Source organism: Catenovulum sp. SX2 (genome assembly GCF_052056295.1).
Taxonomy (GTDB): domain Bacteria; phylum Pseudomonadota; class Gammaproteobacteria; order Enterobacterales; family Alteromonadaceae; genus Catenovulum.
The window spans coordinates 2,074,741-2,090,216 of record NZ_CP182493.1 but is presented as its reverse complement, the minus strand read 5'-3'; the positions used below and the strand labels follow the sequence as shown (position 1 = coordinate 2,090,216).

General features: G+C 39.3%; 13 protein-coding genes. 7 read left to right on the top strand and 6 right to left on the bottom strand.

What is annotated here, in order from left to right:
- Positions 1-137 precede the first annotated feature (137 nt).
- From ACMZOO_RS08710 to ACMZOO_RS08700, 3 genes are all read right to left on the bottom strand, one after another.
- Complete coding sequence (locus ACMZOO_RS08710) at positions 138-650, bottom strand: outer membrane beta-barrel protein (protein WP_440902989.1); 513 nt, start codon at positions 648-650, stop codon at positions 138-140.
- 133 nt (positions 651-783) lie between these two features.
- A complete protein-coding gene (locus ACMZOO_RS08705) occupies positions 784-1,626 on the bottom strand; it encodes a hypothetical protein (RefSeq protein WP_440902988.1) in 843 nt (280 codons plus the stop codon).
- Positions 1,613-2,602 (bottom strand): hypothetical protein, encoded by a 990-nt coding sequence (locus ACMZOO_RS08700; RefSeq protein WP_440902987.1) that lies wholly within the window; start codon positions 2,600-2,602, stop codon positions 1,613-1,615. Before ACMZOO_RS08700 ends, ACMZOO_RS08705 begins: the two co-directional genes overlap by 14 nt.
- Positions 2,603-2,843: 241 nt before the next feature.
- Between ACMZOO_RS08700 and ACMZOO_RS08695 the strand changes: the two genes are divergently transcribed.
- The 7 genes from ACMZOO_RS08695 to ACMZOO_RS08665 all read left to right on the top strand — a co-directional run bounded on the left by ACMZOO_RS08695 (position 2,844) and on the right by ACMZOO_RS08665 (position 10,747).
- Complete coding sequence (locus ACMZOO_RS08695) at positions 2,844-4,691, top strand: RICIN domain-containing protein (protein ID WP_440902986.1); 1,848 nt, start codon at positions 2,844-2,846, stop codon at positions 4,689-4,691.
- A gap of 115 nt (positions 4,692-4,806) precedes the next feature.
- A complete protein-coding gene (locus ACMZOO_RS08690; RefSeq protein ID WP_440902985.1) occupies positions 4,807-6,846 on the top strand; it encodes a TonB-dependent receptor in 2,040 nt (679 codons plus the stop codon).
- Positions 6,847-7,160: 314 nt separating this feature from the next.
- Entirely contained in the window at positions 7,161-8,561 is a 1,401-nt protein-coding gene (locus tag ACMZOO_RS08685; RefSeq protein ID WP_440902984.1) for a PQQ-dependent sugar dehydrogenase, read from the top strand.
- A gap of 100 nt (positions 8,562-8,661) precedes the next feature.
- Positions 8,662-9,153 (top strand): hypothetical protein, encoded by a 492-nt coding sequence (locus tag ACMZOO_RS08680; protein WP_440902983.1) that lies wholly within the window; start codon positions 8,662-8,664, stop codon positions 9,151-9,153.
- A gap of 49 nt (positions 9,154-9,202) precedes the next feature.
- Positions 9,203-9,520 (top strand): hypothetical protein, encoded by a 318-nt coding sequence (locus ACMZOO_RS08675; protein WP_440902982.1) that lies wholly within the window; start codon positions 9,203-9,205, stop codon positions 9,518-9,520.
- Positions 9,521-9,872: 352 nt separating this feature from the next.
- Positions 9,873-10,199 carry a hypothetical protein gene (locus ACMZOO_RS08670; protein WP_440902981.1) on the top strand — a complete coding sequence of 109 codons (327 nt, stop codon included), beginning with the start codon at positions 9,873-9,875 and terminating at the stop codon, positions 10,197-10,199.
- A gap of 275 nt (positions 10,200-10,474) precedes the next feature.
- A complete protein-coding gene (locus ACMZOO_RS08665; RefSeq protein ID WP_440902980.1) occupies positions 10,475-10,747 on the top strand; it encodes a hypothetical protein in 273 nt (90 codons plus the stop codon).
- A 502-nt stretch (positions 10,748-11,249) separates the two neighbouring features.
- On the opposite strand, the gene ACMZOO_RS08660 is transcribed toward ACMZOO_RS08665, so the two are convergent.
- The 3 genes from ACMZOO_RS08660 to ACMZOO_RS08650 all read right to left on the bottom strand — a co-directional run bounded on the left by ACMZOO_RS08660 (position 11,250) and on the right by ACMZOO_RS08650 (position 15,429).
- A complete protein-coding gene (locus ACMZOO_RS08660) occupies positions 11,250-12,665 on the bottom strand; it encodes a family 43 glycosylhydrolase (RefSeq protein WP_440902979.1) in 1,416 nt (471 codons plus the stop codon).
- 270 nt (positions 12,666-12,935) lie between these two features.
- Positions 12,936-14,039 (bottom strand): phosphoribosylaminoimidazolesuccinocarboxamide synthase, encoded by a 1,104-nt coding sequence (locus tag ACMZOO_RS08655; RefSeq protein ID WP_440902978.1) that lies wholly within the window; start codon positions 14,037-14,039, stop codon positions 12,936-12,938.
- A 52-nt stretch (positions 14,040-14,091) separates the two neighbouring features.
- Entirely contained in the window at positions 14,092-15,429 is a 1,338-nt protein-coding gene (locus ACMZOO_RS08650) for an ATP-binding cassette domain-containing protein (protein WP_440902977.1), read from the bottom strand.
- Positions 15,430-15,476: the final 47 nt, after the last annotated feature.

Sequence of the window (15,476 nt, the reverse complement as noted above, 5' to 3'; positions counted from 1 at the left end):
TTAGCGAAGCGAAATTTATCGCAATTTTTGCAAAATACAAATAAAAAGTTGCGTCAAAATGGAAAATTTTTTGGAGGCTTAATACGCGATAAAAGTGCGACCCTTGGTCGCACTTAATTGTTTGTTAAAATGGACTTTTAAAAATCAAACTTTAAACCGATACTGATTAAATCTGTTTCGTCAACAGATTCGAAACTTGCCTCGATCGAAGTTGAGTCTGTGATGTATTTACCAACACCGACACCAGCACCGAATTCACTGCTACTGTCGCTACCACTGATGTCGCCCATACTTGCTGATATTTTATATGTCCCGTAACTTGGAACTGCATATAGGTAAAAACCATTGTCAAATTGGTATTGAGCACGGACAGAGAAAATAAAGTAGTTGTCTATTTCTAACTCGATAGTATCCCAAAAAGTATCAACTTCATCAGAAGCTAAGCCAAAACCCAATCTCACAGTTGGAATAATAGAAAATTGACTTGAGCTTGCATATTTGTAGCCTAATTCCCCGTTGATTGAGCTGATGCTAATGTCTTCACCTAAATCTTCTTGAAATGCAGTGTAGTTAAAACCACCTACCCACTGAGCTTGAGCTAGAGATGAAATACTGAATAGGGCTGCAGCTGTAATTGCTTTTTTAAACATAATGTTCCTTTTCCTTGTAAATACTGCTCTTATTCATAATTGAGAGCCGCTTTTTCTACGTGAAAGTAGAGCAGGTATTATACTTTAAACAAACAGTAAAAATAGTATTTTATATGCCTAGGTCGTTATGCGGCTATCTCATGAAAAATCGATAACTCAATACCAAGCTATTTTGTTCTAGTTGCCGTTGAGGTTGGTAGAAAAAACCTTTGTGTTTGCCTTGCTCAGTTAAGTTAAATTGTTCACTTTGACTGATGTTTGTTTGTTGGTATTGCACAGTTAATAATAACTGCTGCGATTGAGTGAGTGTATACCCTAGTTGTGCACTAAGCTGATAGCGAGTGACTTTGTTTAGATCACCTCTACTTGTATCGTACTTATTTAAAAAATCTACCGTTAAGCTAGATTTTACTGAGTAGCCCAAGTTGGCTGCAACTTCTAGCTGTATGTTTTCACTGATATTTTTCTGCCAACCCGCTCCCAAAGTGACAAAGTTAAACTGATAACTTTCGTTTAAACCTGATATTTGTTCAATACCTTGAATATAACGTTTATCTCGATTGTGGTTTAAACCTATTGAAGTGAAAAAAGCTTGGTGTAAATAACGTGTCGCAAACGCGTACTCTTGCTGCTGGTATTTTGTTTGGGTATTTATCGCTACGCCATTTTGGCTAAAACCTTGATAACTTAGGTTAGTGCTTTGTTTGATCACATCTCCTGTGATCATCCAATTGCTATCAAGCTCTGTTGCTGCTGATAAAGCAAAACCATCCATTTGGCCATTCTCAGTGTTTAACGTTTTTGAATTGTCTTTCTCTGAAAAATGGTTGTCCGTTAGGTACACACTCAAGCCAACAAAATGTTTGTTAGCAGCAAAAGTGGCAGGGCTAACTATGCCAATCACGAACAAAAAAGAGCTAACAAAAGTTAGCTCTTTGATTCTTTTATTGGAGGTTTTGGCTTTAATAAAACTCATACCAACTTAAACTTTTGCTTGTATCCATAGTGCCATCGGCATTATCGTCTAGCTCTAGCTGAACTTCAGTGTCAGACAATGCAGTTAACTGCAATACAGAATTTACCCCTGTCATTGTTAACTCGCCTGAAACTGGGTAGTCATCCCATGAGCTGTTGAAAACAAACGGCTCAGTAGTTTCAAATGACACTTTGCCATCTAAAATCGAATCCGCAACCTCACCTTTGCTGTAAATAATCATAATATCAGCATTGGCATTATAGGTCGTGGAATTAACAAAGTTGGCGATTATCTGTTCATAGCTATTAGAGGTTGTCATACTGAATTGATCAGAATAAACCGACGAAACATAACCATCGTAAGAATTGTCTATGTGTAAGGTAAAGGTACCATTGCTTACAGCATTATAAGAGCCTTCAGACACAGTTAGATTTTTAAACTCTAAGCGCATTTCTGTTTCAAAATTTCCGAAGCCTAATAATACTTCCTCTGGTGTGTCGCGCAAAAAGGTCATCGTCATGCTGCCAGAGCCTTTTCCATAACCCTGATCACAGTTGTTCATAGTGGTTTTAATGTAATCACCCGATTTTATTTCATCCTGAGATGAAAGAGAGACAACTAAGGTCATGCTGCCAGATACATCACAATTGACCTTTTCGGTCTGTTTGACACCAGTGACACTGTCATTCTGCTCAAGCTCTGTGGTTTTCTTCAGTATGCTTAAAATATTATCTAGATTAACAAAATCGTGGTAACTAACTCGTTCAACTGTATCAACACCAACAACCATATCAGCTAATCCAGTACCTAAGCCGTCAAAAACCGCCAATGTAGTGGTGGTTGCAATTTCGTCTGAATTAGAAGCGGTAATGGTAACTGTAGGGTAGTCGTTTATTGAAGTTGAAGAGTCATCGCCTGAGCTTCCACAAGCGGCAAGAGTAGTTGCAATAGCTGCAACCGTTAGAGCCTTTTTCATAAAAATCCTTGTTTTGTTTCAAATTTTTCGGCGGTATTTTTCCACAGTCGATGTGGCTAGACAATCTTTTATTCTTGCCTGGAATTAATATTGCTCTAAGACTTTATTTTAACTTTATTTGTTTTATTGTTAAAAAAAGGTTTCATTTGATGGTTAAATTAATATAGTATTACTGTAATAATAAAGTGAGATTTTAATTCACTGCTACTACGACTATTCACACACAACAAAAGGTAGGTCTATGAAATACTCTAATTTAACCGCGGGTATCTTGTTAGCTATTGGTGCTGGCAGCGCTTTTAACGCAGCGGCTTTAACTAACGGTACTTACGTATTAAAAAATGCGCATAGTGGCAAGGTTATGGACGTTTCGGGTCGTTCAACAGCAGATGGCGCTAACATTATTCAATACACTCAAACCAACGCCAACAACCAGTTATGGGATGTTACCAATGTAAATGGTAACTATTCGATTGTTTCAGTTCATAGCAAAAAAGCATTAGAAGTATATAACTTTGATTCAGCTGATGGTGCCAACATTGTCCAGTGGGCTTACTGGGGGGGACCTACACAGTTGTGGACATTAGATGCCTTGTCTAATGGTAATTACGGTTTAATCAATCAACACTCAGGTAAAGCGGCTGAAGTTTATAATTTTTCAACAGCTAACAGCGCTAATATTGCCCAGTGGACTTATTGGGCGGGTGCGCCACAACAGTGGACATTAGACCATGCAACTTATGCAAACCCAACCCTTGCTAGCTCGCAATTTACTGATGTTACAGTGCACGATCCGTCAATTTTTGAAACCACAGTCAATGGTCAAAAAACTTACTACATTTTTGGCTCGTTCGCAGCATCGGCTAAATCGACCGATTTAATGAATTGGACTTTAGTATCTGAAGGCGTGAATAACAACAACCCTTTATTTGGCTATAACCTCACCAATGAACTTGCTGAAGGTTTTGCTTGGACTGGCGACAATACAGCCTTGTGGGCAGCGGATGTTGTACAACTTAGCACAGGTGAATACGCTTATTATTACAATCAAAGTTTAATGACAGAGCCACGCGGTTACACAGGTGTTGCGACTAGCTGGAATGTTGAAGGTGCGTATTCAAACACAGGCTTGATCTTAAAATCAGGTATGTGGGGTCAAGAAAGTGAAAATGCCGGTGAAATTTACGACCCGACTATTCATCCAAATGCAGTAGATCCACACGCGTTTTATGACAACGACGGCAAAATGTGGTTAGTTTATGGTTCGTATTCTGGTGGTATCTTTATTTTAGAAGCTAACCCAGCAACAGGTAAACCATATGCAGGTCAAGGTTATGGTAAACACTTATTAGGTGGTGATCACAGCCATATAGAAGCGGCATTTATTCAATACAGCCCAGAAACAGGTTACTACTATTTGTTTAGCTCGTTTGGTGGTTTAGCATCAGACGGTGGTTATAACGTACGTGTTGCTCGTGCAACTTCGCCTGACGGCCCATATTATGATGCGCAAGGCAACAACATGGCGAATGTACGTGGTGATCGCAACTCAATTGCACCATATGGTATGAAATTAATGGGTGGTTTTGAGTTTGCTGGTGAATATGGTTATTTAGCACCAGGCCATCAATCAACTGTGTATAACTCAGATACAGGTCAATACTTCTTAGTATTCCATACTCGTTTTCCAAATTCTGGCGAATTCCACCAAGTTCGTGTGCATGAAATGTTTATGAATGCGGACGGTTGGCCGGTAGTTGCGCCACAAAGATACGCGCAGTTAAATGGCGCAAACAAGGTGGATTTCTACGACATGGTTGGCAGCTTTAAATTTGTTAATCACGAGAAAGATATCAACACCACAGCTAAGCAGTCAGTTAACATCCAGTTAAATGCGGATGGCACAGTGTCTGGCTCTCAATCTGGTACTTGGTGGATCCAAAGTGGTAATAAATTCCAAATTACTTTAAATGGTTTAGGTACTTTCAATGGTGTTGCGAGCTGGCAATACAATGCGGCAACTAGCCAATTAGTACCAACCTTCAGTGCCTTGTCTAGCGCAGGTGTTTCTGTGTGGGGTACTAAGTAACTTTTGTTTTGCCTAAGGCGGAATGCTATTCTGCCTTAATCCCTTACTGCTCACACCTTCATTTATCGACATTTAACTGGCAAAATGTCGCAAATTCTTCTAAACCGCTTTGTTCATGCTCAATATATTTAGAACTTGTTTAATCTGTTTACTCTTATGCCAGCAAGTCACAGCTAAAACTACAGAAAAACCAATTGAACGCATTCAAGTTATTTCATCAAAAAGCAATGCATCGATTATGCAATTGGCGGATTATCAGCAAATTGACTCACAGTCTTTAGAGCTTTTACAAGCCCAACATTTAAACCAAGTATTATCGCGCACAGCCGGCACTTGGTTAAGCCGTGGCAATGGTCAAGAATCCTTATTGGCAATGCGCTCACCTGTATTTACCGGCGCAGGCGCATGTGGTGAGTTTTTAACTTTAGAAGATGGCATACCGCTGCGTGCCAGTGGTTTTTGTAATGTTAACCAGTTATTTGATTCCGCTTTTGAACTAGCAAGCACAATAGAAGTGGTTAACGGCGCAAATTCCGCAAGATACGGTAGTAATGCAATTCACGGCATGATTAATGTAGTTACACCAAAACCATTTGAGCAAGCTAATCAAGTAAAACTCGGTTTGGGGGCAAATCAATTAACCAAACTGCAGCTTAGACACAATCAAGAATCGAATATTGGTGATTTTTTATTTGCTGGTGACTGGGTTGATACTAATGGCTACCAACAGAATTCGGGTTATCAACAATATAAATTACTGGCTAAACACAGTGGTCAACTAGCTGATTGGCGGTTAGATACCAGCTTATCAGTGCAAGATTTAGATCAAATCACAGCTGGATATATTCAAGCGGGTGACAAAGCTTATTTAGATAGAGAGCTGACCAAACAAAATAGTTTGGACAATGCCTATCGCAAAGCGCAAAGTCAGCGCTTAACTGTACATGCGCAAACTCAGTTGGCGGATGGCAGCTTGGTTAAACTATCCCCTTATCTGCGCAACAATAAAATGGACTTTTTAATGCATTATTTGCCGGGTACACCAATTGAAAATAATCAACATACAAGTTTAGGTGTGATAGGCCATTGGCAGATGGAGTTGGGTAATCACCATATAGATTTCTCTAGTCAGTTAGAAAATACTCAAGGTGAAGTGAAACAATATCAACCTTGGCCAACAGACAGCGGATCTGCTTTTTTAAACTCGATTTTGCCGCAAGGGCAACAGTATGATTTTGCCGTAGATATGCAAACACTGTCGGTAGCGGCCGATTGGAGTTGGCTTTGGTCGGATAATTTTTATTGGCAAAATGCCATTCGTTTTGAGCAAATAAATTATCAATACACTAACTATTTAGATGATGGCAATAATCAACAAAACGGTGAGCCATGCAGTATGGCACCATGCCGTTATTATCGTCCTGCCAGTCGAGATGATAGTTTTGCCGATGTGAGTTTTAGTTTAATGCCTGTGTGGCAGCTTAATGCACAAATCAGCGCACATATTAAGTTTGATAAAGCTTACCGTGCACCGCATATTATGGAGTTGTACCGTTTACAAAATGCCGAGCAACAAACAATAGACGCTGAAACTGCCTACAATACTCAACTGGGCATTGAGTATTTAACCGATAAGCTTAAGTTAACGGCAGTTGTGTTTAATATGCACAAACACAATGTGATAGCACAGAATTCACAGCGTTTGTATGTAAATGATGAGCGCACGCAACATGCAGGTTTAGAAGGAAATTTGGCCTATCAACTTAACTCTAATTGGCAGTATTCACTACAAGCTATTTGGGCTAGACATAAATACAAAAAACAATTTATCGGCAATGATATAGATACAGCGCCAAGGCTAATCGCTAGCCAACAATTAGCCTATACATGGGCGGATAGAATTAAGTTAGAATTTGAGTCTGTTTATATGTCAGACTATTACACGGATGCTGAAAATCAGCATAGTTATGCTGGCCATTTGTTACATAATATCCGTGCGAGTTTTGCCATGGCTGATAATTGGCGTTTGGCTGTGCAATGGTTAAATATTACTGATAAAGCCTATGCCGAGCGTGCGGATTTTGCCTATGGTAATGATAGGTATTTTGTTGGACAGCCGAGTAGGGTATTTGCGCAAGTGAGTTATCAATATTAGGCGCAGCTGGTCACGGAGTATACATGCACTAGAGCATAATTATCGCAAAAACGCTGCAAGTACATCCTTGTAAGCTCGCAAACGCCATCCATGGCGATTGAAGTTTTGCTCCTAATTATTGCTCTAGTACATGCGTTCGGACATTTTTTTTGCGATATAGGAATAGTGTCTGAAACTAGCGAAAGGATGTAAGCTCACTGAAGCAATGACTTAGAGCTGCTAATTATGCGAAAGTCATGCTTAAGAGGGCTGACAGCCTTGAGTGTTAAGCGACTCCGAACCAAACATAAAGTAAAAAAACATTGGAGAACCCCATGAAATTAAAGTTAATAGCCCTTGCAGTTGCTGCATTTTCAGCTGCGTGTGCAGCCAAACCAACTTCTGTGGAAGATGTATATGCAGAAAACTGTGCCAGTTGTCATGGCAAAAAACTACAAGGTGGCATGGGGCCAAGTTTAATTGATGACGAATGGAAAGGCGGCAGTTCAGCAACTGAGATCGCTAAAAGTATTAGCGACGGTAATCCACAAATGGGTATGCCAGCGTGGAAACACGCTTTATCCGATGAATTGATTCAAGGTTTAGCTGTATATATTCAAGAGCAAAAAGGTAACCAACAACCACAACAAGTGACCCAAAAAGGCGAGGTGTTCCAAAGCCAAGATTATGCTTATTCGCTGAAAACAGTCGCTGAGTTTGACGAAGAAATATGGGGTATGAGTTTCTTGCCGAATGGCGACAGTTTAATTACCGAAAAAGCCGGTGATGTCTGGTTGTTAAAAAGTACGGGCGAGAAATACAAAATAGCTGACACACCAACAATTTGGTTGAATGGCCAAGGTGGTTTGTTGGATGTATTGGTTCATCCAGAATATCCGAAAAAACTGTGGATTTACCTAACCTTTGCTGAAAACACCGGCGCAAAACAAGACGGTAAAGATGCAGGCATGACTACGCTGATGCGCGGACAAATCATCAATAATAAATGGGTAAACCAAGAAGTTGTTTACCGTGCACCGCATGATTTACACATAGCATCGGGTGCTCACTTTGGCTCGCGCATAGTTATTCGCGACGGTTATGTATATTTCTCAATAGGTGATCGCGGCCGTATGCACATGGCGCAAGATTTATCTAAAGCTAACGGGAAAATTCACCGCTTAACTGAAGACGGTAAAATTCCAGCCGACAACCCTTTTGTTAATACTAAAGATGCACTGCCAACTATTTGGAGTTATGGCCACAGAAATCCGCAAGGCTTAGCTTTACACCCAGTGACCAATGAAATTTGGGAAAGTGAGCACGGCCCGCGTGGTGGTGATGAAATTAATCTAATAGAGCCTAGCTTAAACTATGGCTGGCCAGTAATTACCTACGGCATAAACTACAACGGCCAACCTATTTCAGACAAAACCCATCAAGAGGGTATGCAACAACCTAAACATTATTACGTACCATCCATAGCCACCGCAGGTATGGAATTCTACCAAGGTAAAACCTTCGCCAAATGGCAAAACAACTTGTTATTAGCTTCCCTTGCGAAACAAGAGTTACGCCGTTTAGTGGTTAAAGACCAACAAGTAATTAGTGATGAACTATTGGTTAAAGACCAAGGCCGCATTCGTGATGTTGCCGTATCGCCTGCTGGAGAGATATTTATCGCGGTAAGAGATGGTGGTGACAATAAGGTGCTGCAGTTGGTAAAGCAGAATTAACCCTGCTGGTACGATAATTTGGACGATTGTTTTGATGTATTTATGCCGAGATGATTATGAGTAAGGTGATAAAAAACGAAGAAAATTAATGGAATAGTTAATGATGGAACAAGCAAAAAAACTCAGTTTTACTCTAATATTTGTTTTAACTTCAGTTTTACTAGCAGCTTGTCGCAGTGGTGACATAAAGCAGCAAGTATCAACTAGCTATCAGGGATATTTGGTTCAAGCTGCCATTGATAGCTTTAAAGTTAAAAATAACAGTGTGTACATTTATGGCGGCGTGACAGCCTTTAAACCCGATGGCAACCTCCAAGGTTTCAACTTAAGTTGTTTAATGTTGCGAGAACAAAACACCAAACAATTTTCTCGAAGTTATTTTGATTCGATAGCCTCACACATATCTATATTGGAGGCAGACGAGTCAGGCCGAGTTAACGCACCAGTATATTGGACATTTCCTTATGACGACGCATTTGACGTTAAGCAAGCGATACTCTCAATAGCAATTGTTAAAGTTGGTGAGTTTGATTGTTTTCGAAGTTTAGCGGACGTGAATAAGCCAACACTTGACTTGTTGAAACTAGAATAAGGACTACCACAATTAAACATATTTTTAATATGCTGATGTGAAGCTAACTATGACGAAATTAACATATATAAAAAACAACATTTTAAACCTCAAGGTTTTAATAAATGCACAAAAGAAAATAATTTCAGATCTATATATCTATACTGCTCTTTTTACTGCTGGCAGTGTGTTTTTGTCCGGCGATGAAAGTACTTTGTTTAGTAAACTTGTTCTTTTTGCAATTGTGTTTACTGTGGGCATGATAGTGATTTTGATTGTGTCAGCCCTTGTTTTCCCATTTGTGGTAAAAAATAAACAGGCTTTTGAACAGCTCAGTGAATCGGAAAGAGGAATTAAAATTGGTAGTTTGCTTGGCAATCTGCTTTAGATTTATCTGAGAGCTAAAGCAAAAAATAGATAGTTACCAAGTATTTATAAAGTACGCAGATTCAAGTGGATCGTTTAAATAATATGAAAATAAACAAAGATAAAATGTGGTTTAATGCAAAAATTTGCTTTAAGTATGTTATTACTTCCTTCGTGATTGCAGTCACATGTATGACTTTTGTTAAGTATCTACGTGGTGAAACTGATATCACTATTGCAAGCTTAGCTTTAGGTACTTTACTTATATTTGTGGGAAGTATATTAATTACAGGATTGATTCTTTTATTTTCGCTCAAAGATTTTTACGACAAGTAGCAAATGCAGGAATAAATGGTTAGTGGATAAGGATTAAAATGGCAAAAAGGTTTATATGGATTTTCCTGCTAGGGGGCGTTTCCGGTTTTATTATTCATAGCGCTTTGAACTTGCGACTTCCTAAATTGATTATTTATTCCAAGTTCGATTTTGAAAGCTCTGATTGGATTGTTAGTTATTGTGATTCGAAGGAAAAAATTACGCGGCGTTTGATTTATGTTGAAGATGCTTGTGAAGGGGCATTGATACTATCAAATAGTCAATTAACCTCTGAAGCTGTTTACTTAACGCCAGGGGTTAATGTGTTTGTTGAATATGAGCTTTTGAATGAAAAGTTAGAATCAAGCGTGTTTCATTTCGATTGAATTCAAGTACAAGGTTAAGTTGGGTCATGAAGTATGTGATTTTGACACTAAGCTGCTAGTTGATACTAACTTATTGATACATAAATAAATATCTAAAAGATTATTGGTACGACACCAAACTCAGCTTTAGATATGTATTCAGCTTCTTTGCGTTAGCTGCTTTAACTATGGTTTTTGTTCGGTATAGGAATAACGTGTGATCGGTAAGATATGTTACATATCGTTAATAATTTTATCGTACCAAGTCGTAGTTGATGAAGAAAAGGATAAGTAAGTTGAAAACATTACTGTTGGTAGCAGCATCTTTTGCCGCTTTCTTAGGTGGGGGAGTATTAATTGCTGAAAGACCGTTATCTGAAGATTGGCTTTGGGCAACCATGTTATTCTTAGCGGGTTACCAGTGGGTTTACCCATTTTTATTGAGTAGAACTATGTACACTCTATACATAGCTGAGCCACTGTATGCTAATAGTGATAAACACAAGTTGTTTCGATTGTTCCATTTTATAATAGGTTTGGTGCTTTGCGTTGGCTCTTCAGTTGTGTAAATTATTTTGAAAATGAGTTGTTGTTTGTCGGATAGGCGATGATCATTACTGATCATCGCCCTCCCAAGAACCGTACGTGCGAGTTTCCCCGCATACGCAAGCTTTCTAAAGGCAATAAACCCAGCAATTCGAATTGTTATTTCGCAAATTTTTCTACCAAAGCATTATGCTTCCTGTATTTAATCCATTTGTCGCGCTGTATAAAATAGTGATCAGCACCAGGTAAATACGGATGCTTATACAAAATTATTGATTAATGCACACGCATCTCAGCTAATTTTACAAGGCCAAATATCACAGTTAGATCAAGACAATAAATCAGCAGCTTACATTTATTTAATGGTGATAAGGAGCATTTGGATAAATTAGCACAGCTACTGGCCAAGTTATGATGAGATTATTACGCTTAATCTAATCAAAATTTTGCCATTTATGATTAGAATAAGCCGCCAATACAAAAAAGGGCGCATAAAGCGCCCATAAAATTGCGTCTAACAAGAAACTAGTAACGCGGCCAGCCGTTTGAATCCCAGTTCAAAGTGCTGATTAATAACTTAGGCGTGCCGTTGTCATTTGCATCGTAAGCGTGACGAACAATAACGTCAGTGTTTAAGATATCTTGTCCGCCTGGACCAACCCAAACATTGTTACCTGCGTCTAAAATAGAGCCACCGCTATTCATCATATCCACTCCATTTTTATCTAAGTATGGGCCACGGATGTCAGTTGCACGGCCGTAAGCAATTTGATAAGTGCTGTCTACACCTGCACAACATTTACCAATTGACACAAATAAGTAGTAGTAACCTTGGCGATAAATTACCGTAGGTGCTTCAATACCACCTGAGCGGCTAGCTAACGAATATAACGAGCCATAAGGTTTCATAGTAATTGGATTGATGCGCTTTAATTTAATACCTGAGTTCCACGAACCAAATACTAACCAAGGTGCGCCGTTTTTATCTAATACTAAATCAGGGTCAATTGCGTTGTAATCGTTGCTGTTAGTAGTATTAACCACTACACCTTCGTCTTGCCAATCGCCTGCTGCAACACTAGAAGCTGAAGCTAAACCAATAGCTGAAACGCGTGAACCAAAGGTAGAAACTGAATAGTATAAATAAGCACGACCATTGTAGTGTTTTAGCTCAGGTGCCCAAATATCCATACCATCATGCTCTGGTACGTATTGTTGCCACCAACTTAAACCGTTCGGGAAAATAGCTGCAGCGCCATTCCAGTTCACACCGTCTGATGACCATTTACCATAAATACCTGGGCCTGTTTGGAAAATCCACCAAGTACCGTTTTCGTAACCTATTGTTGGATCATGGGTAACTAAATTGCCGCTAAGTGCCCAATGGTTGGCTGCGCCATTAGTAGTAGATGGGTCCCAAGGTGCATTTTCGATGTTAGCAACTTTAGTGAAAGCCCAACGCTGTGCATTGTTGCCTGAATAAGACCACTGGCCGATATTACCGCCATTGGCTGTGTTAAAACCTAATAAATCGAGTGCTTTACCACTGTGTTTGTTAATTAAATAATATTCGCCGTTGCCAAGGTCGTTAACTTCCCACTTTTGCGTATCGCCGCCCCAGTATTCCCATTGCGTGATGTTACCGCCGTTTTCGGTATCAAAGTTATACACTTCCATCGCTTTACCACTGCTTAAGTTGATCAGTGAGTAATAGCCGTCGTCAGTTGGGGTAATTAACCATTTTTGCGTGTCGTGACCATTGCTTGGCCATTGATTGATATTTGCGCCGTCGCTTGCATTTGCGCCGCCTACTTCTACTAACTGCCCTGTATGTTTTGAAGCTATTGTATAAACACCGCTGTCTATTGCATATGATTGCCAGCTTGCTAATGATAATAATCCACAAGCTAAACCTAACATTTTACTGCGTGCTGAGTGCATGAAGCCTCCAAATTTTGTGTGTGAGTGAAAGCAATTTAGTTGTAACAAAATGTGTTTTAAATGTTAAAAACCTTTTTATCATACTATAGTAGTATTATTGATCAAGGGTAAATGTGTAAAAATATTTAAACTTTTGTTGCGGAAACTAAATGAGGTTGAGATAGAGAAATTGCAGAGAATTGATTTTAAATGAGTTTTGGTCAGATATTTAAGCTGAACTTGGCTAGAAAAATTCCAAGTTCAGCGTGTTGAGCTAGATGTAAGTTTTGCTTAGTCCACCAAACCATATTGCTCGCGTAATATCTGAATAATCTCAGCTTTTGGATTATCTGATAAATGTACTTTTTCGCCTGTTATCTTCTCAGCAATATCAATGTAAGTTTTTGATACTTGCATTAATACTTCTACCGGTAGTGCGTTGTCAGTAGCTAAGGCACTGCGCTCATCCATTCTGTCTTTGTTTAATAAGATGTCAGGATCTGGGAAGTGGTTTAACAATAATTGGCGGAAACCTTCTTTTGAGTTTTCAACAATTTTGCCAGCTTGATAAGCTGTGCCATCCCAAATTCGTGATGAATCTGGTGTGCCTACTTCATCCATATAAATCAGTTTTTCATTGCCGCTGGCATCTTCTACGTAACCAAATTCAAATTTGGTATCAACAAATATTTGGTCAATGGCCGCAAGTGCATCACTAATGACCCCAAAACCTTCTTTGAGTAATTTTTCGTACAAAGCAACATCGTCAATTGATGAGAAGTTAAACGCAGCAAAGTTGTTGGTAATGTCTTCGCGGGTAATGTTTACGTCGTCTTGTTCCGGCACATTTGGAATGCCTGTTAAAATGCCTTTGGTAGAAGGTGTCATTAACAAGTCAGGTAATTTTTGGTCTTTTTGCAAACCTTCTGGTAATTGAATGCCACAAAAATCGCGTTCACCTTTGCTGTATGCGCGCCACATAGAGCCTGTTATGTATTGGCGACAAATTGCCTCAATTTTTACTGGTTTGGCTTTTTGCACAATCCAGACAAATGGGTGTGGAATATCTAAAATATGGCTATCGGCTAAGCCATTTTCTTTAAATAATTTAAACCAATGGTTTGAAACTGCGTTTAACGCCGCGCCTTTGCCCGGTACACCTTGCAAACCTTCTTCGCCATGCCAAATGCAGTCAAATGCTGAAATACGATCACTAATTACCATAATGGCTAGTGGTGCATCTGCACGCACATCGTAACCTTTTTCGGCAATTAGTCGTTTTGAGTCGGCTTCAGTTAACCAATAAACCGAACGCACTTTACCACTGTGTACGGGTTTGTCGGTACGTATTGGTAAATCGTCGTTTACCGCTAAAACAGAGTCCGCTAAGCTCATTTATTTATTCCTGCATTGGTTGGAAGAAAATCAAGCGCGGATAATAACAAATTCAGCTATCAGCCGCCAAATGGATTCTTTGTTTAAATAAAGCTAAATGTTCATCTTGCCTATGGCTGACCATAAGTATGGTTGAGTATTGTTGCTGCTCTATGCTTTGTAAAAATTGTAATATTCGCAAACGGTTACTTTCGTCTAAACCTAATGTGGGTTCGTCTAAAACCAACATAAGTGGTGTTTTAACTAAAGCGCGAGCAATTAATACTAACCTTTGTTCACCAAAACTCAGTTGGTTGAATAATATTTGGCTTTTATCGGCTAAGCCTACTTTGTTCAACCATTGTTTTGCCATTTGAATTTGGCTGGCTTCAACTTGTTTATACACACCAATAGAATCAAATAAACCTGATAGTACCACTGTGAGTACATTGCAGTTTACTCGGTAGTTTCTGTGTAAGTCAGCGCTTACTAATCCAGTGTGCTTTTTAATGTCCCAAATAGTTTCGCCTTTGCCGCGCCTAAATCCAAACACAGTTACATTGTTGCTAAAACACTGCGGGCAATCACCCGTTATCAGTTGTAATAAGGTTGATTTTCCACTGCCATTTGCACCTGTTATCAAGGTATGTTGTAGTGGTTTAATGGTTAAACTTTGTGCTGGGAATATAGCTTGGCCGTCGTATATGACTTGGCAGTCAATTAACTCGGCAATATTAGTATGTGGATAATCAGCAAGGCGCTTATGGTTTTGTGGCCACTGCCCATCTTGTTTAACCAAATCTGCAAAGTGGTTTTTAATGGTTTGTTGATTATTTGAGTTGTTTGCCCCTAATACATCAAATTGCTGTTGGTTTAACCAAGCTAATTGTTCAACCCAATCGGGTAAATCAACCAGGTTGCTTAGCATTAATATAACTTGCACGCCAGCGTGGCTAACTTGTTCTAGGGCGCTGGATAAGGCATCGCATGAGTTTGTATCTAAACTATCAAACGGGTTGTCACAAATCAGCACTTGGCTGCCTGCAAATATTTCTTTTAGCAGTAACAATTTGCGCCCTTCACCCGAGCTTAAACTGCGATAACCTGTGTTGAGTCTATGCTCTAAATGAAGTGCTTTGATAAGCGGGTGGTCAAGTTTATCTGCCGGTAAAAAATCTTTCGCGAGTGTGCCAGGGTCAACTTCGTTGGTGATATCGGATAAATCTATTTTTAATTCATGTTCATAAGTTTGCTGCTGACTTTCAAACGAAACTAACCCAACCTGTTTGTTTGGCTGCTGTAGTTGTTCAACGAGGGTTTTAGCAAACATTTGTTTGCCGCCACCATTTGGGCTTAAAATCGCTATACTTGCAGTTGGTAACTGGTCAGTTAAGTTATTGGTAATTTGCATTTGGTTTCCAGTAAGTTTTAATTGACTTTAGGTTGTTTTTTGACCAA